This window comes from Duncaniella dubosii (assembly GCF_004803915.1).
In the GTDB taxonomy this organism is placed as follows: Bacteria; Bacteroidota; Bacteroidia; order Bacteroidales; family Muribaculaceae; genus Duncaniella; species Duncaniella dubosii.
Genome location: NZ_CP039396.1, coordinates 1,763,958 through 1,783,094, shown reverse-complemented (window position 1 = coordinate 1,783,094; position 19,137 = coordinate 1,763,958). Strand labels below are relative to the sequence as shown.

Annotated in this window: 31 protein-coding genes; all 31 read left to right on the top strand. The window is 52.6% G+C overall.

Features of this window, described 5'->3' with window-relative positions:
- Positions 1-126 precede the first annotated feature (126 nt).
- A complete protein-coding gene (locus E7747_RS07820; RefSeq protein WP_136415214.1) occupies positions 127-468 on the top strand; it encodes a hypothetical protein in 342 nt (113 codons plus the stop codon).
- 314 nt (positions 469-782) lie between these two features.
- A complete protein-coding gene (locus tag E7747_RS16985; protein ID WP_136415212.1) occupies positions 783-1,067 on the top strand; it encodes a hypothetical protein in 285 nt (94 codons plus the stop codon).
- A gap of 58 nt (positions 1,068-1,125) precedes the next feature.
- Positions 1,126-1,362, top strand: a complete 237-nt coding sequence (locus tag E7747_RS07810; protein ID WP_136415210.1) for a hypothetical protein — start codon at positions 1,126-1,128, stop codon at positions 1,360-1,362.
- Complete coding sequence (locus E7747_RS07805; protein WP_136415208.1) at positions 1,359-1,715, top strand: hypothetical protein; 357 nt, start codon at positions 1,359-1,361, stop codon at positions 1,713-1,715. The genes E7747_RS07810 and E7747_RS07805 overlap by 4 nt, the downstream gene beginning before the upstream one ends.
- Complete coding sequence (locus tag E7747_RS07800; protein ID WP_136415206.1) at positions 1,712-1,930, top strand: hypothetical protein; 219 nt, start codon at positions 1,712-1,714, stop codon at positions 1,928-1,930. The genes E7747_RS07805 and E7747_RS07800 overlap by 4 nt, the downstream gene beginning before the upstream one ends.
- Positions 1,927-2,223, top strand: coding sequence for a hypothetical protein (locus tag E7747_RS07795; RefSeq protein ID WP_136415204.1), 297 nt, complete (start codon positions 1,927-1,929; stop codon positions 2,221-2,223). The genes E7747_RS07800 and E7747_RS07795 overlap by 4 nt, the downstream gene beginning before the upstream one ends.
- Positions 2,224-3,333: 1,110 nt before the next feature.
- Entirely contained in the window at positions 3,334-3,606 is a 273-nt protein-coding gene (locus tag E7747_RS07790) for a hypothetical protein (RefSeq protein WP_136415202.1), read from the top strand.
- Positions 3,607-3,688: 82 nt separating this feature from the next.
- Positions 3,689-4,108, top strand: coding sequence for a hypothetical protein (locus tag E7747_RS07785; protein ID WP_136415200.1), 420 nt, complete (start codon positions 3,689-3,691; stop codon positions 4,106-4,108).
- Positions 4,109-4,175: 67 nt separating this feature from the next.
- The gene (locus E7747_RS07780) at positions 4,176-4,469 is read left to right on the top strand and encodes a hypothetical protein (protein ID WP_136415198.1); all 294 of its coding nucleotides are present in this window, start codon (positions 4,176-4,178) and stop codon (positions 4,467-4,469) included.
- The gene (locus E7747_RS07775) at positions 4,466-5,209 is read left to right on the top strand and encodes an ATP-dependent Clp protease proteolytic subunit (protein WP_136415196.1); all 744 of its coding nucleotides are present in this window, start codon (positions 4,466-4,468) and stop codon (positions 5,207-5,209) included. Before E7747_RS07780 ends, E7747_RS07775 begins: the two co-directional genes overlap by 4 nt.
- Before the next feature lie 26 nt (positions 5,210-5,235).
- Positions 5,236-6,216 (top strand): hypothetical protein, encoded by a 981-nt coding sequence (locus E7747_RS07770; RefSeq protein WP_136415194.1) that lies wholly within the window; start codon positions 5,236-5,238, stop codon positions 6,214-6,216.
- Between the two features lie 19 nt (positions 6,217-6,235).
- Positions 6,236-6,817, top strand: a complete 582-nt coding sequence (locus E7747_RS07765; RefSeq protein WP_136415192.1) for a hypothetical protein — start codon at positions 6,236-6,238, stop codon at positions 6,815-6,817.
- Positions 6,804-7,478 carry a hypothetical protein gene (locus E7747_RS07760; protein ID WP_136415190.1) on the top strand — a complete coding sequence of 225 codons (675 nt, stop codon included), beginning with the start codon at positions 6,804-6,806 and terminating at the stop codon, positions 7,476-7,478. Before E7747_RS07765 ends, E7747_RS07760 begins: the two co-directional genes overlap by 14 nt.
- A 49-nt stretch (positions 7,479-7,527) precedes the next feature.
- Positions 7,528-8,271 (top strand): hypothetical protein, encoded by a 744-nt coding sequence (locus E7747_RS07755; RefSeq protein ID WP_136415189.1) that lies wholly within the window; start codon positions 7,528-7,530, stop codon positions 8,269-8,271.
- Between the two features lie 136 nt (positions 8,272-8,407).
- A complete protein-coding gene (locus E7747_RS07750) occupies positions 8,408-8,788 on the top strand; it encodes a hypothetical protein (protein WP_136415187.1) in 381 nt (126 codons plus the stop codon).
- Positions 8,775-9,029 (top strand): hypothetical protein, encoded by a 255-nt coding sequence (locus E7747_RS07745; RefSeq protein WP_136415185.1) that lies wholly within the window; start codon positions 8,775-8,777, stop codon positions 9,027-9,029. Before E7747_RS07750 ends, E7747_RS07745 begins: the two co-directional genes overlap by 14 nt.
- Positions 9,030-9,049: 20 nt before the next feature.
- Positions 9,050-9,682, top strand: a complete 633-nt coding sequence (locus E7747_RS07740; protein WP_136415183.1) for a hypothetical protein — start codon at positions 9,050-9,052, stop codon at positions 9,680-9,682.
- Complete coding sequence (locus tag E7747_RS16980; protein WP_228449295.1) at positions 9,657-9,938, top strand: hypothetical protein; 282 nt, start codon at positions 9,657-9,659, stop codon at positions 9,936-9,938. The genes E7747_RS07740 and E7747_RS16980 overlap by 26 nt, the downstream gene beginning before the upstream one ends.
- Entirely contained in the window at positions 9,905-10,492 is a 588-nt protein-coding gene (locus tag E7747_RS16975) for a hypothetical protein (RefSeq protein WP_228449294.1), read from the top strand. Before E7747_RS16980 ends, E7747_RS16975 begins: the two co-directional genes overlap by 34 nt.
- Positions 10,489-10,740, top strand: a complete 252-nt coding sequence (locus tag E7747_RS16970; protein WP_228449293.1) for a hypothetical protein — start codon at positions 10,489-10,491, stop codon at positions 10,738-10,740. The genes E7747_RS16975 and E7747_RS16970 overlap by 4 nt, the downstream gene beginning before the upstream one ends.
- Positions 10,707-11,321, top strand: coding sequence for a hypothetical protein (locus tag E7747_RS16965; RefSeq protein ID WP_228449292.1), 615 nt, complete (start codon positions 10,707-10,709; stop codon positions 11,319-11,321). Before E7747_RS16970 ends, E7747_RS16965 begins: the two co-directional genes overlap by 34 nt.
- 48 nt (positions 11,322-11,369) lie before the next feature.
- Positions 11,370-11,579 carry a hypothetical protein gene (locus E7747_RS07730; protein WP_136415182.1) on the top strand — a complete coding sequence of 70 codons (210 nt, stop codon included), beginning with the start codon at positions 11,370-11,372 and terminating at the stop codon, positions 11,577-11,579.
- 24 nt (positions 11,580-11,603) lie between these two features.
- Positions 11,604-12,194 carry a peptidoglycan recognition protein family protein gene (locus E7747_RS07725; protein WP_136415180.1) on the top strand — a complete coding sequence of 197 codons (591 nt, stop codon included), beginning with the start codon at positions 11,604-11,606 and terminating at the stop codon, positions 12,192-12,194.
- Positions 12,182-12,646, top strand: coding sequence for a hypothetical protein (locus E7747_RS07720; protein ID WP_136415178.1), 465 nt, complete (start codon positions 12,182-12,184; stop codon positions 12,644-12,646). The genes E7747_RS07725 and E7747_RS07720 overlap by 13 nt, the downstream gene beginning before the upstream one ends.
- A 519-nt stretch (positions 12,647-13,165) precedes the next feature.
- Positions 13,166-13,342 (top strand): hypothetical protein, encoded by a 177-nt coding sequence (locus E7747_RS16545; RefSeq protein WP_168185280.1) that lies wholly within the window; start codon positions 13,166-13,168, stop codon positions 13,340-13,342.
- A 37-nt stretch (positions 13,343-13,379) separates the two neighbouring features.
- Entirely contained in the window at positions 13,380-13,679 is a 300-nt protein-coding gene (locus tag E7747_RS07715) for a hypothetical protein (RefSeq protein WP_136415176.1), read from the top strand.
- A 52-nt stretch (positions 13,680-13,731) separates the two neighbouring features.
- Positions 13,732-14,613, top strand: coding sequence for an ArdC family protein (locus tag E7747_RS07710; protein ID WP_136415174.1), 882 nt, complete (start codon positions 13,732-13,734; stop codon positions 14,611-14,613).
- 151 nt (positions 14,614-14,764) lie between these two features.
- Positions 14,765-16,102 carry a hypothetical protein gene (locus tag E7747_RS07705; protein ID WP_136415172.1) on the top strand — a complete coding sequence of 446 codons (1,338 nt, stop codon included), beginning with the start codon at positions 14,765-14,767 and terminating at the stop codon, positions 16,100-16,102.
- Positions 16,103-16,125: 23 nt separating this feature from the next.
- A complete protein-coding gene (locus E7747_RS07700) occupies positions 16,126-17,526 on the top strand; it encodes a hypothetical protein (protein ID WP_228449291.1) in 1,401 nt (466 codons plus the stop codon).
- Positions 17,507-18,346, top strand: coding sequence for a DUF6712 family protein (locus E7747_RS07695; RefSeq protein ID WP_136415170.1), 840 nt, complete (start codon positions 17,507-17,509; stop codon positions 18,344-18,346). Before E7747_RS07700 ends, E7747_RS07695 begins: the two co-directional genes overlap by 20 nt.
- Positions 18,346-19,128: a hypothetical protein gene (locus tag E7747_RS07690; protein ID WP_136415168.1), complete on the top strand. Its 783-nt coding sequence runs from the start codon at positions 18,346-18,348 to the stop codon at positions 19,126-19,128. The genes E7747_RS07695 and E7747_RS07690 overlap by 1 nt, the downstream gene beginning before the upstream one ends.
- Positions 19,129-19,137 lie beyond the last annotated feature (9 nt).

The following is a 19,137-nucleotide window of genomic DNA, read 5'->3' as shown; positions in this document are numbered from 1 at the left end:
TTGCGAATCACCTGGGCTAAGGCTTTCGGAGAAATCTACTGCCACCATGCCTCCTTATTTATCCCATACACGGTTTCGCTCTTCTCCCCGGAGGTAGTTCTTGTAGGTGTAAAAGTCCGGAATAACATGATCTCCAAATCTGTAGTAGTTCGTTCTTTTGATACTGTCTTTCAGAATTATCTCCCATGTTCCATAATCGACGGGGCACTTGACATACCGCTCAAATCCACTCCTATAATCGAAGCTCTGAGCCTTAATTCTTGGACTAAGCTTAAAGGTAAACTAAGAGGCACTCAAAAGGAATATCCTCTCAATATGTTCTATCGTATTGATAGCGAGGAACCCGTGGTTCTCACATTCAGTTCACTGAATGGAGAAACGCCATACACGATGAGTGAACATCTGTTCAGCACAATGAAAGACGGAGACACCGTTGACATTACTATAAATATCCAAGAACTTCAATAATTGATTTGAATTCAAATTTTTCTCCTATAAAATTTGCCATTGTAAATTTCTTATAGTAATTTTGCAGTGCTATAATCCATAACGGTTTGTCCGTTACCCGGAGCGGAGGTTTAGACGCTCGACATAACTTCGGGCATTTTTTATGCCCTCTTGCTCCCGACATTCGCGTCGGTAGCAATTCACATAAGTAGCTCTACGGCTACCTTTCCGAACACTTAATATCGCCCTCCGGGGACTGACGTTATGGGTTATAGCAACGGAAAGGTAGCCGTTTTTTAGTCTGCCTATATGCTATAACCCATAACGTCGAAGTTATGCAACAATCCATTCTTTTCAAGGTTCCGGGCAAACCATCAAGCTCGCCCCTCGTAATCCTAACAGGCCCTACTATCAGCGCCCGGTATTCCACCCCTATCACTGCCCGCCTCTCCCGCACCCTCTCGATGGCATGGGAATCGGTGAAGTGCGCTTGTACCCGTCCCGCCTCGTTACCGGTATATGCGTCCTATGCGCCATTTCGGCAATATTCGCCGGAATGCACACGGCAGCCACCGGATCTGACAACTCACGAATTCTTCTTGCCGTCATTACACTCATAGGGCTACCCCTGTCCATAATCGGAGCATTCATATCCTCTGCCGGGAAAGGAGGTGACAAATGATGGGATTTACAGATGACCTGCTGTTCGCGGTTACAAGCCATATCGTTGAGAACTGGGAGCGCTTGGACGGCAATGTCGCCTATTTCGCAAATCGCGTCCGTAAATCCGGCCTCACAACAGCCGATCTCGACAACTATCTCGTCGAGCGTGGCAAAGTATGCCCGGTCTGCGTCACTACCGTATTCAACTACATCCTACACCCTGTCGATAGCGAGGAAGGAGGTCAGGCATGAAATACTTTGTTACGGTCAACATACTCCAGTCCACCACAAAGCTCGGACGGCTGCTCGCTGATTCCGTTTTTCGTCGTTATAACAATGCCCTTGTCCATTACGGCGAGGCATCCCGGATTCCGCAGTATCTGACAGAGGAAATGAAATCCCTCTGCACGGAAAACAAGCGTCTGAAGCCGATGACCGTCCGTACATCCGGATTTACCGCCGGCAAGCTCAACATGGGAGCTTCATCGCAGATATATGTTGTCACCGAAGCAGGAGCAAAGGCATTCACCGACAATCGGCCATTCACCATCCATCTCACCCCGGTAATGAAGGACTACACGATAGGGAAAGGAGGAGGGCTATGAGCCGCACCACCCCCATGCCGGACATCACCATCGGCAAACGCACCCATTACACAGAGTCCGGAGAACCGGATTACGGGCAATATGAAATCGAAGTCACCAGCCACATTGAATGCAATGGAATTATCACCCTCGATTATGCCGGTGACTTATTCAGGCTCCGCAATGCCATCGACAGTTATATAACCGAAAACAAACTACAAAATCCGTACCTATGAATACAGAAGGAAATAACAAATCCCGGCAGGTTAAGAAGAACGCCTCACGCAAGCCCCGGTTTCTCGGCGTGATCGAAGGCTTCATCAACACGCAGTACCGTCCGACCCGCGCCTTTGACCCCACTGAACGCACACGCTTCCGGGTCATGACCTCACAGGAAATAATCCTTGATCTCGCAGATATGGTCGACATGGAGCTTAATGACGTAGCCGAAGCCATGATGTATCTCGGTTACCGCACCATAATTCATGACGGCAAAGCCGGATGGCTGCTCGAACGCCGGAACACCTGAACATTCATCCATTCCCCCTCATGACAAGCGGCACATCGTTTCACAACGATGTGCCGCGCTCCTTTCTTGTTGGAATAATAGGGATGGGTTGAAATCTAAAGTACAATATATAGACGGCGATTACCTATCAGATTCGGTATTCTTTTTTCAGGCTGGGGTATTCTCTTTTCAGGCCGAGGTATTCTTTTTTCAGGCCGTCGGTATTCCCATATATAATACATTTTCACGTATCACGTAAACGCATTAAAAGCCCATTATAGGCACAAAATTAGACATTCTCTGCTGAATAGACAAACATTCTGTAATCGAGTTAGCAACATCTGTTTTAATGATACTCCGCCGCCCCCGCACCCCCGGAGGCAGGATTTTGGAAACCATTGTGCACACGTGCGGAAATGGCACAGGCGCACATAGTCCCGGCTTCCGTGCGGAGGGGTGCGGGGAGGCGCGTATCACCCGGCAGCCGTCGCATGCCACGTACCGCCCGCAAAGGACATTGGATGCAACGAGCTGTTATAAACCATTTTACATTCATAGCGAACAATCCTTATAATTATTTTTTTCTCCCGCCTATTGTAAGAGTAAAAAAGAGTACATTCGTACAGAATAGGTGTTTACATTTGTAAATCAGCCACTTAGATAGCGCACGATTTTTGCACTTTTGCGCACGATTGCACTGATGTACAAATCACACTTTGGAAGGTACACTTCCGCAGCACATTCCGCACAAAAAAGTACGCCCGTAATGTATTGGGATACTGACAAATGCACGAAAGCGCACGAATGCACAGCAAAATCGCACCTGACCGCATGGAAATCCCGGTTTTATATTTAACTGTTTGAGAATGTAATTTAATTAATTATCGAATTTTTATAAATTTGCATATATAATCAGTTAACATAAACCATAGTATATTATCACATGTCGCAATTTTCAGTCTACATCAATCCGCCTGAATATCTTGAACAGTGGCTTCGTCATGATTTCTGGGATTCAGAATCGGGGAGAGTAGTGTTTCCAAGGGGTTCAGCCCCCGCGCCGTCCTCGCCTCGTTACTACGCAAGTCACCCGGCCACAGTCAGCATGACCACGGCCACTCATCACTACCAGTGGAAGTACCGACATTCAAGGGGCTGAATCCCGCCACGTTCAACTACCTCTCTCCGACAGGACAGTCAGCCTTGATCTCCGCCTGTAAGAAACTCTTTCAGGCCACGCTCTTCAACGAGCTCCACGAACTGTTCAGCCACGATGTCCAGATCACCGACATCATCTATGACTTCATGGACCGCCACGGCATTGACCGCTCCGAACGCAATTGGGAGACCATCCGCCAGATGTACTCACGCATGCGGAAAAAAAGTCAAGCGCATCGCAGTTAAAATATGTTAATACCCATTGACTTCAAAAGCGATAATTACCAGAACGCACATCCCGTCCAATCCACCCGAAACACCCGTAGCCATGAGTTTCCACACCCTTCCCGGAATCAGAAAAATTCAGATTGTCCGCTGCACTGACCTTCCTTCAGGACTGATGCTGCAATCCATCTGCGGCTGCATGATCGCCATCGCAGCCCCGTCGGAACAGGTCGCATTCGTCGGCCGCCCGACCCTCCGTTGGGAAGGCACAAAGGTCAATGGCTCACGACAGGAAAAATCGACACTGGAATTCACTACTGTCCACCCTTTGCCCGAAGGCGAGCACATCGCCTTCGTGGTCACGGGTGCGGGAGGAAAACAATATCTCGTAGGCACACGCGAAGGACGGTTCCCGGTGATGAACTATTCGGACACCACAGGCGAGCCGGGAGGCAGCCCCGCAGTCCGCACCTACAATGTCACCCACATCGCACAGAAATCAGTGCTCCCCTGCATCATCTGACAGCCTTTATAGTCTTTTACCACGCAGCCCGCGCCACATAATTTTGCGGCATAGACAATCAACCGCTATGCCAAAAAATTACAATCTCTACCTCAAGGGCTATGTCGGCGACTGGGATTTCTCCGCCGACATGGTCAACGCCGTCCTTGACAGACACAAGGACAAAGAGGTCTGCGTATTGATTGACTCCACCGGAGCGCGTGTCAACACAGCCCTCTCGATTTCCTCTCTCTTCAAGCTACATGGCAACGTCCACTGCCACTACGTCGGCATGAACGCCTCCGCAGCCACCATCGCCTCGATGGGGCCAAGCACGTTTCCATCGACGCAAACGCCCTCTTCCTCGTGCACAAGTGCATGAGTGTGGTTTTCGAGTGGGACTATATGAACGCCGACGAACTCGCCGCCCATATCGCCGACCTCGAAAAACTCAGAAAGGACAATGACACCATCGACGGCTGTATAGCCGGCATGTACGCCTCGCGCTGCAAAAAGCCAAAGGACGAGCTGCTCGCCCTCATGAAAGAAGGCGCATGGCTCACCGCCAGACAGGCGCTCGAATGGGGCTTTGTCGATGAAATCACCGATGATCCGGAGGACGCAGCCCCCGAAATCACCGATGTTGTGGCTGACGCGTTCGCAAAAGAGGGAATCCCCATGCCCCCGGTCGGTGTCAGGAAAGGATCATTCCTTGAACGTCTCGCGCAGTTATTCACCTCTCAACAATCCAAACCCGCTGCCGAGGCACGAATGCCCCCGGCAGCACAAACCGATCATCAAATGTCAAAACCGCTCACAGCCATCGCCGCCCTTCTCGGTGTCACGGTCACTGTTGCTGACGGCAAGCTCACCATCACTGAAGAACAGGCCGTCAGCATTGAGAACGCCCTGTCAGGGCATGCAGCCGCCGTCAACGGCCTCAATGCAAAAATCACCGAGAAAGACAGCACCATCAACCAGCTCAACGCAAAGATCGCTGACCTCGTCAAAGAGCCCGCCTCTGCCACCACCGGTGTCACCGACACCTCCAAGGACACAAATCCTCTCAACGGCCTCGACATCGATAAAATCTGCGACGCCCTCTGCGACGGACTCGTCTAATCCTCTAACCTCAATCTCTCTCCACAATGTCAGACAACTCAGCAAAAATCGTCATCACAGACGAAGTGCTTCAGCAGTATAAGGACACCTGCATACAGTGGGATCCCGTCCTCCGACAGCTCCCCATCCGTGCTGCCGCTGACGTACTGAAATATTTCGTGCCTGTCAAGAAGCTCCGTGGCAAACGCCGTTTCGGAGAAATATCAGGCAAATCGCAGTTCGCCCCCTTCAAGCGCGACCGCGTATCCAAAGCATCCGTAAACATCGACTACCGCGAAATCGAGACATTTCATGGCAACGTGATCGAGACCTTCGCACCCGTCGACTATCTCGACATCCCCCTCGGTTACCATGACCCCGTAATAACCGAAGCCATCAAAAAAGCCGGCACCACCTTCCTCGTGCTCGCACAGCTCGTGAAAGCCCGCGGTCAGCACATCGCACAGTGCGCCTTCACCGGAAAGCGCGACCCCGACGGTGACACCACCCTTGACCTCTGCGACGGCCTTCTCACCATCGCCCAGCAGGAAATCGAGGACGGCAACATATCCGTCGCCAAAGGCAATCTCTACAAGGTCGGGGAGGCCGTCACTAACGCGAATGCCTGTGACATCGCCAAGGAGATCGTATTCTCGTCGAACCAGTTCCTCCGCCGTGAGAACAACGTAATGCTCTGCCCCACCTCATTCGCGGATGCCTATAACGAATCATATCTTCTCACGCACAACGGCCTCGTCTACAACAAGCAGTATGACCAGCCCTATGTCGAAGGTTCCGGCCATAAGCTCACACTTATACCCGTACCCGAACTTGACGGCACAGACAAGGCAATCGTCACCCAGACATCAAACCTTCTTTACGGCACCTACAATGACGCTGACCAGACATCGGTCGATATCATGCGCTCAGGCCACTATGACCTCTCCATGGCCTCCGACATGTGGCTCGGATTCCAGTTCCGCACCATCGACCCGCGCCGTTTCCGCTTCATCGATCTCGCCGCCTAACCGCTAATCATGCAGAATTATGTCAGAAGCTACTAACAACAAATGTTTCAGCACCCTGCGCGATATGAAATATTGTCAGGGTGCGCCCGTCACACCGGGCATTAAGCGCCGTGCTTGGTACATAGCCCTCGGCGCGATTGTCGGCTGGCCAGAAATCCCCGTCGACGAATACGAACGCCCGACGTCATCAGTCTACACCGGGGCATTCAAGCTCGCCGAAGGCGAGAAATGGCATGCGCTGGACCACCTTCCCGGCAAAGCCGAGTTCAAATCCGAGCCACAGGGCGAAGAACCATCGCGCACATTCAAGGTCACAGGCTCGTTCGTTCATCCGAAAATTGACGAGGAAGCCGCCAGCGCCTCCACATCGCTCATCAACACCCGCATCGTCGTGCTCGTCGAGGACATGAGGGGCAAATACCGCGTGATCGGTTGCGAGAAATATGACGGAGCGCTCGTATCTCCCTCGCGTGACAACGGACAGGGCGCCACCGGCACAGCCGGCACGACAATCCTTGTCGAAGCGGATGACCCCGTGGAGACCCCCTTCTATACCGGTCCTATCGAAACCGAGGACGGCATCATCAATGAAGCAGCCTGAACCCGCTGACGGGAACACCGCAGGGCTGCTGGCCGGCATCACCTCCATCCTCGCGGACTTCGAGGTGGCTGACGGCTCGCCGGCCCTCGGTGATCCGTCCCGCGATGGCCGTTCGTCCGTCAAGGACATCTTCGCCGTCAGCAAGCGCAAGGCATGGGACAAAACCACAGAGGCAAGGTGCAATTTCACCTTTCGCCCGAGAATCACGCCACGGGCCGGACTATGGTTTCTGTCATTGTGGCAAAAGTCACTCATGGGAAGAACCCTTTCCGAGATAAAGTCTGACCCGGCTGAAATACCGCATTTCGCGGAAGCCGTGTCGGACTTTCTCATCAGTTACCTCGGCACGGCCATATCCGCCGGCCACTGGTGTATCTGCACCTCACCCAAACGCCGCCACAAGGAGCACAACTTTGCCACCCTTATATGCCGGCAGATCGGCGAACGGTTGCAGATCCCCTTCTACGAGGATGTCGCCATCTGCCGTTCACGGCAGAGAATCAACGCGGTCTTCACGCTTAACATACTCCCGGCAGAGCCTAATGTCATTGTATTCGATGACTTTGTCACCACCGGTTCTACCCTCAGGGGCATGCACGAACTTTTACTGGCACACGGCAGGAACACACTCTTTGTCGCCGGAATAAACAACAAGCTTTGAGCCACCGGAGCATTGCCGGATGAGCCAAAGTAAAAACACCATTTAATGTATGATCGACCTCGAACTCACCCCTAAAATCAAGGAATGGCTTGAAACAGAACCCTCGCAGCGTTCCCTCCATGAAGGAGCGGATCTACTGCTGCGGGTCACAAGGAACAGAATCCTGTACGCCAACGTCACCCGCAATCTCGCGCGTCATGCCGGCACTATCGAATATCACCTGAATAAGATATACAAAAACCGTCTCGCCGACATAACGCACAGTCAGGTCAGCTCCATGCTCTCCGAAGTTGACGCCATCGCACGCGCACATGGACTTGGGAATACTCAAGGGCTGACCGGACGGACAGAGCTGCAGCGAGGCAAACGGGCTGACCATGACGAACTGCCGGACGAAATCAGGCAGCTGTATCTCGATAACGCAGAGATTCACCGCAAAATACGCGAGTGCCATCTGCAGATACGGATGATCACGCCCGAGAACTCCACATGCCCTGACTCTGACCGTTACCCTTGGGCAAAGGAAATCATCGCCCTCGACACACTCTACCGGGAGAACTGGAATCGGTATGACCACTACATCAAAGGCACACCGCCCGCATCAGTGCAGCTCGTCACCGATCCGCGTTCAGAATCACGGAATGCCGCGCGCGTAATACATCTGCTCCTCGGGAAATATGACCCCGCCAATCCCGATGACGCACTGGCTGACCGCATCCGGGCCACGTATGCGAAAATTGACTCCCCCACGGTCACCATCCGTGAAAAAATGGCAGCAGCCGGACTGATATGATCAACCGCCGTGAATCAATAGCCGACATCCTGTCACCGCTCTCCGGAAAGGCTGTCAGGCATATCTGAGCAATGCGCTGCAGGTAGCCGACATCCTCAGATGGACGCTGTCCCAGACAGGCCCGGCGGACATACGGATGACCTCCTTCTCGATTTCTGAAGAATTTCTACGCCGGATATTTTTCATCGAAAAGGAAGGCCTTGTGCGCTCTCTTGACATCGTGCTTGATTTCAAGGCCACGAACAAGACACTGAAGCTATGGCCGTTCATCGCACAGACAATCGGACGATGCCACCTTGCCGACAACCACTCAAAAATCCTGCTCGTATCGAATGAGCAATGGAAAGTGGCCGTCGTCATGTCGCAGAACCTTACCCGTGGCAATCGCTACGAATCCGGATTCATCACCACCGACACTGCCGTGTTTGACAGCCTGTATCAGCAGCTCGATTATGTAATAACCCGCCAATCAGTACCATTCCATGATATATTCAGCCAGACAGTTGACCACCATTGAACAGATGGCGGCACTCTACATCACACCTACCGAAATAGCGATCACCCTTGACCTTCCCGAAGAGGAATTCAAGAGCGATATCGCAATGGCCGACTCTCCAGCGCGCAAGGCCTACTTCAAAGGCAAACTCTCACAGAAAATCGAGAACCGCAAACAGATGGCCATGCTCGCCCGTGTCGGTTCGCCCGTGGCTCTGGAGATGTCAGAGCGGGCATTGCTCGATATGGAAGATGACGAATAGCGCAAAAATCCCACACCTTTATGCCCAATCTCCTCTCTCCGCTTGAGGCTTGCAAGGTCGACCTCTTTGCCGCCGAAGACGAGCTGCGCGAAAAATACCCGCTCGCCCTCGCTGAGCGCGTTCTGCGCCTCCGCGAGATGTATAACTATTGGCTCGCGAATCCGTCAATGAAAGACCGCCAGTTGCGCGACGCCATCATGTCTCGATATGATGTCTCGCAGTCGACGGCCTATTCTGATATAAATATCATTCATCAGCTCGTGCCTCTCCTCTCGCAGAAATCCCGCGATTTCCACAGGGCGCGTGCAAATGAAATGTTTCTTGAGACGTATGCAATGGCCAAGGCACGCAAGGACACGAAAACTATGGAACGCGTCGCAGCCTCTTACGCCAAATATAACCGCGTCGACATGGAGGATGAGATGACAATGCCATATGACGATATCGTCATTCAGCCCTTCTGCGCCACACTCGATGTCCGTGTACTCGGGCTTGAACCCATCCCCGATGCCTACAACTATATCGCAAGGCTCACCAAGGAGCTGTCGCGCGATTTCCGTGACATTGATGATGTCGAGTTCGAAGAAGCCGACCTCGAAGAAAAACAACTTTTTGCACCTCTCTCCGATGGAACTGACCAACCCCAAGGCTAAACCGACATACTTCAACCGCCCGCAGATGATGGCCCAACTTGTAGCTGCGAGAACTACTGTTATCGTCGCCGGGCGTCGTACTGGTAAAACCGACTCCATAGCGGCCCCATACGCCCTAAAGATGATGCAACGCATGTCCGGGTCTTCGGGCGGCATTGTCGTGCCTACATTCAAGCATGGCCTCACAAACACACTTCCGGCTCTTTTTGCCGCATGGGCGAGATGGGCTATAAAAAAGGCGTTCACTACGTTGTAGGGCGTCGACCGCCTAAGTCCTTCGCCACTCCTATTATCGAGCCGCACCAGTGGGAAAATGTAATCTCTTTCTATAATGGCTCTGTAGCCATTATGATTTCTCAGGACCGTGCCGGTTCATCAAACGGTCTCACTCTCTCTTGGCTCCTTATCGACGAGGCAAAGTTCATTGACCCGGTCGCTCTACATGAGGAAACATTCCCCGCCAATGGTGGTATCAAGACTCACTTCTCTCGCCATTCTTTCAACCATGCTGTCCTAATTATTTCCGACATGCCGCAGAGTAAAAAAGGCTCATGGTTTCTCGAATACGAAAAGAAGATGAACCCGGAAATCATCCGAGCCATCGAGGCAGGAGTCTACGAGCAATGGAGGCTTAAACAGAAAATCCTCGAAATGAGGAAAAAGGCATCGAGCCGCCCGCATACCTCCGTGGCCATCTCCGTCGCCTTGACGCAAACATCAACAAGCTCCGCTCAGTGGCCACATATTATCGCGAATACTCCTCGGTCGAAAACGTCGAACTGCTGGGCGAACAATACCTTCGCGATATGAAACGCGACCTCACGCCCCTCACCTTCCAGACCTCGATAATGTGTCGGAAGATAGGCATTGCCCGCGATGGCTTCTACTCATCCATGAAAGAGGATCACAAATACAACGACAGCGATTTCGGGTATCTCGACAATCTCGGCTACGATTTCCAGCCTGACGCACTTGACTGCCGTGCTGACCGCGACCTCGCCCCTACCGTCCTATCTGCATCGGCATGGACTACAATGCCAACATCAACTGGATTGTAGCCGGACAGGCTGACGAGAGCCTGAACCGCCTGAATATCCTGAAATCGTTCTATGTTAAATACGAACGCAAACTGCCGGCACTGATAGCTGAATTCTGCCGGTATTACGCACATCACAAATGTAAGACGGTGGTTTATTATTATGACACTACCGCTCTCGGATCTAACTATGCGGTCAACTCGGTCGACTTCAGGTACACCATAATCGACGAATTCAAAAAACACGGATGGCACATCGTGGCAATTCCGCTTGGCAATCCAATGCGCCACGAGGAAAAATACCATCTCATCAACAACGCCTTTGCCGGCAAAAACCGTCTCACACCATATTTCAACCGCCAGAACAATGACGATCTGATCCTCGCCGTACAGTCCGCCGGAGTCACCGTGGCCGCAACGGCTTCCATAAGGACAAATCAGGCGAAAAACTGGCCGAGACCGAGGATGACCGCCTCGAACTCCGCACCGATGGCACCGACGCCTTCGACACCCTCTACATCGGCTGTGAGAAATTCCCCTACTTCGGCAGCTCATTCATGGACGTATCCGGCGTCATGTGACTCGTACTGTCTTTTTCCGTAAATACATCCCGGCGTAACTTTGCGCCATAATCATCCATCACTCTCCGCAATGAAAAAGTCCACCATTCAGACCCACCGCCACATTCTCGGAATCACACTGATCATAGTGGCCGTGGCGCTCATCCTCTACGATTTCTTCAGCCCTCCCGTCGGACAGCTGAGCAACGTCACCCTCATCCTCTTCGCCAAAATCATCGCCATAGCCGGCTCGCTTATGAATATCGAAATAAAAAAATCCTGTGATAATGACCCTGTTTGAACACCGTACAAAACCCGATCCATCATGCAGACACTACGCTTAGGAAGCCGCGGACAGGATGTCCGCACCTTGCAATCGAGCCTCGCGCTCATTGCTGACGGCATTTTCGGCCCGGTCACCGAAGAAGCAGTCAGAACATATCAGTTTTCTCAGGGGCTTGAGGCTGACGGCATCGTCGGCCCTAAGACATGGTCGGCGCTAGGAATAGCCCCTTATCGCCGGAGCATCACCAAAATAATCCTCCACTGCACCGCCACCCCGGAAGGTCAGGACTTTACAGTAGAACAGATCCGGCAGTGGCATCTTGCGCAGGGGTTCAGTGACATTGGCTATCACTACGTCATCTCCCGCGACGGCACCGTCCATCCCGGCCGCCCGGAATCCGTCGTCGGAGCGCACTGCCTCGGCCAGAACGCATGCTCCATCGGAATCAGCTACATCGGCGGGTGCGCCACTGACGGAGTGACACCCAAGGACACCCGCACACCGGCTCAGAAAAAATCATTGCATGATCTTGTGGCCTCTCTGCAGCTGAGATATCCCGGAGCGACCATACACTGTCACCACGAATTTGCAAACAAAGCATGTCCATCCTTCAAGCTATGCGACTTCTGACCAGCCCGTATCCGATCCTGATACTCATTCTCCTCCTCTCCTTCTGCTCCTGCCACTCCTCAAGGCAGACCCGCACTGACTATGCGGACTCCTCACGGATTGATCTTGACGCCACACATGTTTATCGTGCTGATAATGGATTCCACACCCTGCTCGCAGCCACCCGCGCAATGGAACTGTCCGGACTGGAAATCGTATTCTATCCCCCGGACACATTACATCCCGGACTTCCTCCCGCACCGATGACAATCACCGTCGGGCATGCCGTAACAAAGGATTCGGCCACGATTGACACCGGCGGGCATTCCAACGCCTCTGTACAGGATAACATAGATCTTTCTGCCAGTAGCGGATCCGCCATGCAGCAGGACACCCGGGACACGCGCGGATCTCCGCTATCATCCTTAAACACCCCCTTATATATCTCCTGTTCATACTGGTTATCGCCATAGCCGTTCCAGTGGGCTATTCCATGCGCAAGACACGTTCACCCCCTTCCTGACACACCGTTCTCCTCTCTCCTTAAAAATCTCTCCTCAGGTCGTTCCCGGTCACGCCGGTGGACGGCCTTTTTTTCTTTCATGGAGTCTCCCTGCGGGCCGGGCTATCATGCGTTGCACCGAGCCGGAGTCTCGGCCTGTCGGTTTCTATCCCTGACTCATTTCTCTTGGTATTTCTTGATTTCTGCATGCACCGGCCTCTGTGATCCGGCGGGCTGTACATCTTTTTTGTTTTCCTATCCATTTTCCCGGAGTCCTTGCATCCGGTTTGATTTGGACGCAATTTACATCGCGAAGTTAGGGCAGACACGCACCATGCAAATTGGGCTTCGCTTTGGTTGAAAATCTTCCTCCCTGCGGCAGAGTATTTTCCTCCAAAAATTTGCCTCTGGAGCTTTCGTCCACCCTCTCCTTGCAATGTAAAAGCTAAATCAAACTCGATAACAAGGACGAAAAATGGAAAAGAAAATCATGAATAAAGTACAGCCCGCTGGCTCACAGAAGCCTGAAATCAATAAATCCCAAGAGCTTATAAAAGCTGCTCACCTCTCCTCCAATCCGATAAATGGCCGCACGTCTAATAACGGCTCCGCTCATTTCGAGGTAGAGGTCAATAAAGCATTCTTCCGCATCTTCTTCGGATGCTGACATCACAAATAAATAACATGAAAAAATAATGATTACCATGCAACAGACAGCCAACACCATCCAGAATCCGAACAACTTTATCGTACCATCTTTTATAAATGCCACTTATGTAGCAGGTCGCCTGTCAGTAGGTATTTATCACATGGCCGAGCGTACCACCACAGAGTCAATAATCTTTTCAAATGCGGCAAATGCCATGGATTATGCTTTTAGTTTGCAAAAGCGTCATGGTCTCTATATAGCGCGTAGAGCCTTTGAACTCCTTCTGTGGGAAATACAGCGCACAGGCGCAATATGCAATCGGGCAAAGGCACAGGCCAGTGTTTCCATAAAATAATCTACATACTCATTCTCCTTTCTTTTTTATAAATTCAATACTTTTCTTCCTAATGAAATCTGAAATATACGAACAAGTCACCGCCAAAATCATAGAAATGCTCGATAAGGGCGAAATTTCATGGCAAAAGCCTTGGGCGGCTTCTTTCTCCTGCCGTAGCGGTGCCACTAACAAGCCTTATTCCCTCTTAAATCAGCTTCTTCTCGGTCAACGTCCGGGTTTCTATTTCACATTTAAACAAGTGAAAGAGCGAGGCGGTCACATCCGTAAGGGCGCAAAATCAGAAGCTATTTTTTTCTATAAGACACTCACTGTTGACTCAAATATAGTGATAGGTTCGAAAGATGAGAACGAAGCAGAATCTCCGATGAAAAAAAATATACCAATGCTGAAAATGTACCGCGTATTTCATCAGAGCGATATTAACGGCATAGATTGCCCGCAAATCGACACATCAGGTTACACGCATACACTTGATAATACAGCGGAAGCCGTAATTTCAGCCTATATCAGCCGGGAAAATATAAATTTTGATAACTCTGCATCTGACAGAGCGTTTTACAGACCATTTGACGATAGCGTAAAAGTCCCGAATCCGTCTCAGTTTGCAGACATCGCCGAATACTACTCAACCACGTTCCACGAATTAAGCCATTCCACACTAACCGAATCACGCTGCAATCGGAAAGCGTCGCAGGGTATAACGTTTTTCGGTTCTGAAGATTATTCGCGTGAAGAACTTGTAGCCGAGATTTCCGCTGCCATGCTGTGCCACCGCACAGGCGTTGACACGGAAAAAGCCTTCAGAAATTCCGTGGCATATATACAAGGCTGGCGTCGTGCTCTTAAAAATGACCCTGTGGCCATTGTATGGGCTGCATCAAGAGCTGAAAAAGCTGCACGATACATATTGAATGACGAACAGCCTGAATGATTCCACGCGGGAGGGAATAAATCTCCCTCCCGCATTTACCACGTCCTCGCAGGGGGAAACCCGCGCCGGCGAGTGGCACTCCTGATATGTGGTAGTGCCACTCGCCTTGTTTGTCTTTTATCCCCGCTCCCACGCAGAATAAATTTGCATCATGTCAACAGTGATACTCAACCCCCCGTCCCCGGATTTGCCCGTCCTTACATCGGCCTTGTACTCCTTACGCGTCAGTACCGACAGGCCGAAACTGACGGTCGAGATTGTGCGCAGTCCTGCCGCCGCGCATGACATCATATTCTCCACCACGCTCTATCCCTTTGACGGCATTGTCGAATTCACCGACATCGGCACGCTCATCGAGGAGCGCTTCCGCGCCCTCGGCCTCATGTCCGATGACATAGAGATACGCTTTGATGACGTGGCCGCCACCTTCACCGCCCTGCATTGCGAATACGAACTTCCCGCTGACTTTGACCCCGCGCTGTCATTCCTGTGCGCCTCAGGGCACACCATCGTGCATACCGGATCAGCCGTCTCCCTCGCCCACCTCCCGGACGGGCCGGCCACCTACCGTGTCCGCCTCGTAGGGTTTGACGCAGCGGGATCGCTGACCTCGGCCGAACGCACATTCACCCGCACCCCCGGCGCTGACCACCTCTCATTCGCCGTCAGTGACATCATCGGATTCGCCGCGGCCACCCCGGCCGGTGACAACGCCCCCGTCGAGAAAGCCGCCTACTTCACCGTCAGCCATGGCCGCCGGCAGAAACTCTTCTACATCGTTGACCACCCCTTTTATCTCACCTTCCGTTTCCGCAACATATTCAACGCCGTCGAATACCTCGATATAGTCGGCACAGTCAGCCGTAAAACCATATTTGACCGGGAGACAGCCGTATGTTCCGACAGGTTCACCCAGTATAACCGCACCTCCGAGCGCACCTATGAAGTGCAGACAGCACCACTCACCGTCGCACAGGCCGGTGAAATCGAACAGCTCATCGGCTCGCGTGACATAAGCCTCTGCACATCCATTGAGGAATGTCCCGTCATAATAACTGACCATACACTCGAGGCCGACAACAGCGATGACACGCTAACATCCCTCAAATTCACATTCCGCTTCCCGGGAAGCGTCCACGTCTCTCCTTGGATGAAATGGGAGGACTCATGCCCGGTCGCACACACATATTCACACAGGAATTTACAGCCGAATTCACCTGACACCGGCACAGTCAGAAAACCACCGTCCACAGCAATGAAAAAAGCCATCCACATATCACAGGCACGCGCCATGCTTGACCGTGGCGAGCGCGTCTCGCTCCGGGTCGTCACCGTTAAAGGCCGCCTTATCGAATTCAGCGACATCATATCGCTCAGCTTTGACCGCTACAAGGGCACAAGGTCAGTCAAATCCGTACGGTCCGGCGAAATCCGCACCATCCATGACGTCTGCATCATAGGCATTGATGACTTCGATGTCTACCTGTAAAACCCAGTCCACTCTCTCCAGTAATGAAAAAGACAAGTCACACGGCCGACAGGCCACAGCCTTACAGCTTCGACACCCTCTCAGTCCATCATGTCCCCCGTACCAACGTCAGGGCAGCAATCGTCACCTCCACCGCCGCCGTTTTCCGCGACGCCGACAACTGCAACATCACCCGTACCCCTGACGGCATCGAATACGTCACATGGGGAGCAGATGACATGCTGCCCTATAACCTCATTGACCTTATCGAAAAGGACGAGACCCTCTCCACATGCCAGATCTTCAATGCCGAAGTCTGCTATGGCAGCGGCCTTAAATACTGTACCGGGGCTGCCACCGAAGCAGTCAGGGCGGAAGTCGAGGACTTCCTCCTTGACAATCCCATGCCTGACTACTTCCTCGGCGTATGTCAGGACCTCAAACACTTCAACTTCGCCGTCACCGTCATAATCCTGAATGATGCCGGCGACAGGATTGTCGAGCTTCACCGCAAGCCCGCCTGTTACTGCCGCTTCTGTCCCGCTGACCCGAAGACAGGCCGGATAACCAAGATACTGTTCGCCCCGTTCCGCAATCTCTCGCAATCTGACACGGTCGAGGTAATCGACCTTCTTGACCCGCGCTCCCCGTGGAAGGATCTCCAGCAGCGCATGGGCCTCCGGGCAACACGCGGAAACAGCGCCGGTGATAAAGTCACCTCCGTCCGTAAATTCGCCATCCTCACCAAATTTCCGGGCGTGGACTCCATGTATTATCCCATCCCCCACTACGCAGCCCTTTTCAAAGGAAGCTGGTACAACATAAAGCGGCTGATCGGAGAAGCCAAGACATCCAAATTAAAAAACGCCGCGCCCAATAAAATACGTCATCGAGGTCTCCCCCGCTACTGGGACAACCTTTTCACAAGCCGGCACATCGTCGACCACAAGAAGCGGGAAGAACTGATGAACGAGAAAAAACAGGAAATGCTCGAATTCCTCACCAACGTGGAGAACACCGGAGCAGTGCTGTTCACACCGAAAAGCATCTCCCTTGACGGCAAGGGAGAATCGCCCGACATAACCGTCACCTCCATCGACAGCAGGACAAAGGAAGGGGGCGACTGGGAAAGCGACATCGCCGAAGCCGTCAACATGGTCTGTTTCACCATGCGCGTCCACTCGAACCTCGTCGGCTCAGTGCCCGGGAAAGCCCAGACAAACAACTCCGGATCGGACAAACGTGAACTCTACACCATCGCACAGGCCCTCCAGAAGCCCTATCATGACATTCTCTTCCTCGTACATGAAATAATAATACGCTTCAACAAGTGGAAAGGAGTGCATGTTGACTGCCCCTTCATGCAGCTGACCACTCTTGACGAACACTCCGACGCAAAAGAAGTATCCGCAAAATCTGAAAACAATGATACAGACAATGACTAATGCCGAGCTACGCTCCCTGATACCGAATGTCATACACGAAGTTGAAGGAGAGGATCTGCTCATTGACAAACTGAGGCCGTGGCTCGAATCCGCCGCAGCTTGGCTCACCGGCAATTTTATAGGCGAAGGCTATGAACCTTCCCCTTCGGTCGGAATTTTCGCCAAGAAGATAATCGTATGCAAAGCCTTCGCCGAGGCGGTGCCATCGCTGGACATCACACTCAGCCCCGCAGGTTTCGCCGTCATAAGTACTGACGGCCGTGCCCCGGCCTCAAAGGAGCGCGTCGAACGCCTCGTCGCCTCCCTGAAGTCCTCCGTTGACGCAAACCTCCAGACCCTGATCATGATGCTTCTCGATACCCCCGGATGGCGCGACACCGCCATGGGGGATTACTGGCTCGCAACATTCCTGTTCGGGCTCGATGACGCACAGAGCTGTAAGAGGGATACGGACCTGCTCTCCGCCTATCGGGCCATGCGTGACATCGCACTCAGGTTTCAGACAGAGCTTGAACATGAATATCTCGGCAGGAAGCTCATGCTTAAGCTTCGTGGCGCCATTTATAATCCGGAAGCATCTGTTGACGAAAAGAATCTATGGCAGATGATCCGTCGTGCCGAGCTGCGGTATATTGCCTGCCATTCGCGCGACCAGAAAACCCGCTGCCCTGACCCCCATGAAATATGGCATCTTGTCGAACCCGTGATCCGGGAAATCGGATATTCTTCTGAAATCCGTGAAATCTGGGAATCTGAAATGGGCGATAAACTCAGGGTCGAACCATTCAAAAACACCGTAAAGGGCGGATTCTTCTTCTGATGACAATCGACGTTACAGTTCCGCGCTCATGGACTGAGCTGACACAGGAACAGCTCCGTTTCCTGCTGTCGGCAATGGTGTCCGTCAACCGCGCCAGCCTCCATACCGCATTCCCCTCCCGTGAAGCCTACGTCGCCAATACCGTAGCGCGTGTACAGACACTCTGTTTCCTCCGCTGGACAGGCATCACCCTCGTATGCCCCTGCACCTCCGGCGACATCTTCCGGCACGCCGGCCGTGAATTCACACTCACTGCAGCCGTACTGGCATCGGCCATCTCGCATTTGGACTGGATAAGACTGCCGCCCCTCGAACCCGTCCGGCTCGACAGCGTTGACGGAGCGGAAGCCATACCCGCGGACCTCTCCACCGGACTGTCATTTGACTCATGGCTTGCATGCGAAACACTCTGGCAGCGCTACCAGCTCGATCCAGATGACACATTGCTGAGACAGATGGCGGCGATCCTCTACCGCAAGGAAGACATCCGCCCGGATGACGCCGCCACCCTCGGGATATTTTTCTGGTGGGCAGGGGTCAAGAACCTCGTATCGGTCCAGTTCCCGGACTTCTTTAAGACAGTCGGGAATGACGAAGAACCACTCCCACCCACCTATGACGAAATCCGCCGAGGCATTGACGCACAGATCAGGGCACTCACCAAGGGTGACATCACCAAGGAGCGCGAAATCCTCGCCCTTGACGCAATGAGGGCGCTCACGGAGCTTGATGCACAGGCCCGCGAATATGAAGAACTCCGCCGCAGATACAACAAAAAATAACACCAGTAC

Excerpts from the sequence above, each read along its gene's own strand:
- E7747_RS07700 (WP_228449291.1), top strand. The coding sequence starts at position 16,126 with ATGAAAAAGACAAGTCACACGGCCGACAGGCCACAGCCTTACAGCTTC.
- E7747_RS16975 (WP_228449294.1), top strand. The coding sequence starts at position 9,905 with ATGGGCTATAAAAAAGGCGTTCACTACGTTGTAGGGCGTCGACCGCCT.
- E7747_RS07770 (WP_136415194.1), top strand. The coding sequence starts at position 5,236 with ATGTCAGACAACTCAGCAAAAATCGTCATCACAGACGAAGTGCTTCAG.
- E7747_RS07800 (WP_136415206.1), top strand. The coding sequence starts at position 1,712 with ATGAGCCGCACCACCCCCATGCCGGACATCACCATCGGCAAACGCACC.
- E7747_RS16970 (WP_228449293.1), top strand. The coding sequence starts at position 10,489 with ATGAAACGCGACCTCACGCCCCTCACCTTCCAGACCTCGATAATGTGT.
- E7747_RS07710 (WP_136415174.1), top strand. The coding sequence starts at position 13,732 with ATGAAATCTGAAATATACGAACAAGTCACCGCCAAAATCATAGAAATG.
- E7747_RS07705 (WP_136415172.1), top strand. The coding sequence starts at position 14,765 with ATGTCAACAGTGATACTCAACCCCCCGTCCCCGGATTTGCCCGTCCTT.
- E7747_RS07795 (WP_136415204.1), top strand. The coding sequence starts at position 1,927 with ATGAATACAGAAGGAAATAACAAATCCCGGCAGGTTAAGAAGAACGCC.
- E7747_RS07805 (WP_136415208.1), top strand. The coding sequence starts at position 1,359 with ATGAAATACTTTGTTACGGTCAACATACTCCAGTCCACCACAAAGCTC.
- E7747_RS07760 (WP_136415190.1), top strand. The coding sequence starts at position 6,804 with ATGAAGCAGCCTGAACCCGCTGACGGGAACACCGCAGGGCTGCTGGCC.
- E7747_RS07720 (WP_136415178.1), top strand. The coding sequence starts at position 12,182 with ATGCGACTTCTGACCAGCCCGTATCCGATCCTGATACTCATTCTCCTC.
- E7747_RS07730 (WP_136415182.1), top strand. The coding sequence starts at position 11,370 with ATGAAAAAGTCCACCATTCAGACCCACCGCCACATTCTCGGAATCACA.
- E7747_RS07765 (WP_136415192.1), top strand. The coding sequence starts at position 6,236 with ATGTCAGAAGCTACTAACAACAAATGTTTCAGCACCCTGCGCGATATG.
- E7747_RS16965 (WP_228449292.1), top strand. The coding sequence starts at position 10,707 with ATGGACTACAATGCCAACATCAACTGGATTGTAGCCGGACAGGCTGAC.
- E7747_RS07740 (WP_136415183.1), top strand. The coding sequence starts at position 9,050 with ATGCCCAATCTCCTCTCTCCGCTTGAGGCTTGCAAGGTCGACCTCTTT.
- E7747_RS16985 (WP_136415212.1), top strand. The coding sequence starts at position 783 with ATGCAACAATCCATTCTTTTCAAGGTTCCGGGCAAACCATCAAGCTCG.
- E7747_RS07785 (WP_136415200.1), top strand. The coding sequence starts at position 3,689 with ATGAGTTTCCACACCCTTCCCGGAATCAGAAAAATTCAGATTGTCCGC.
- E7747_RS07780 (WP_136415198.1), top strand. The coding sequence starts at position 4,176 with ATGCCAAAAAATTACAATCTCTACCTCAAGGGCTATGTCGGCGACTGG.
- E7747_RS07690 (WP_136415168.1), top strand. The coding sequence starts at position 18,346 with ATGACAATCGACGTTACAGTTCCGCGCTCATGGACTGAGCTGACACAG.
- E7747_RS07750 (WP_136415187.1), top strand. The coding sequence starts at position 8,408 with ATGACCTCCTTCTCGATTTCTGAAGAATTTCTACGCCGGATATTTTTC.
- E7747_RS07695 (WP_136415170.1), top strand. The coding sequence starts at position 17,507 with ATGATACAGACAATGACTAATGCCGAGCTACGCTCCCTGATACCGAAT.
- E7747_RS07810 (WP_136415210.1), top strand. The coding sequence starts at position 1,126 with ATGATGGGATTTACAGATGACCTGCTGTTCGCGGTTACAAGCCATATC.
- E7747_RS07755 (WP_136415189.1), top strand. The coding sequence starts at position 7,528 with ATGATCGACCTCGAACTCACCCCTAAAATCAAGGAATGGCTTGAAACA.
- E7747_RS07820 (WP_136415214.1), top strand. The coding sequence starts at position 127 with ATGATCTCCAAATCTGTAGTAGTTCGTTCTTTTGATACTGTCTTTCAG.
- E7747_RS16980 (WP_228449295.1), top strand. The coding sequence starts at position 9,657 with ATGGAACTGACCAACCCCAAGGCTAAACCGACATACTTCAACCGCCCG.
- E7747_RS07715 (WP_136415176.1), top strand. The coding sequence starts at position 13,380 with ATGCAACAGACAGCCAACACCATCCAGAATCCGAACAACTTTATCGTA.
- E7747_RS16545 (WP_168185280.1), top strand. The coding sequence starts at position 13,166 with ATGAATAAAGTACAGCCCGCTGGCTCACAGAAGCCTGAAATCAATAAA.
- E7747_RS07775 (WP_136415196.1), top strand. The coding sequence starts at position 4,466 with ATGAGTGTGGTTTTCGAGTGGGACTATATGAACGCCGACGAACTCGCC.
- E7747_RS07725 (WP_136415180.1), top strand. The coding sequence starts at position 11,604 with ATGCAGACACTACGCTTAGGAAGCCGCGGACAGGATGTCCGCACCTTG.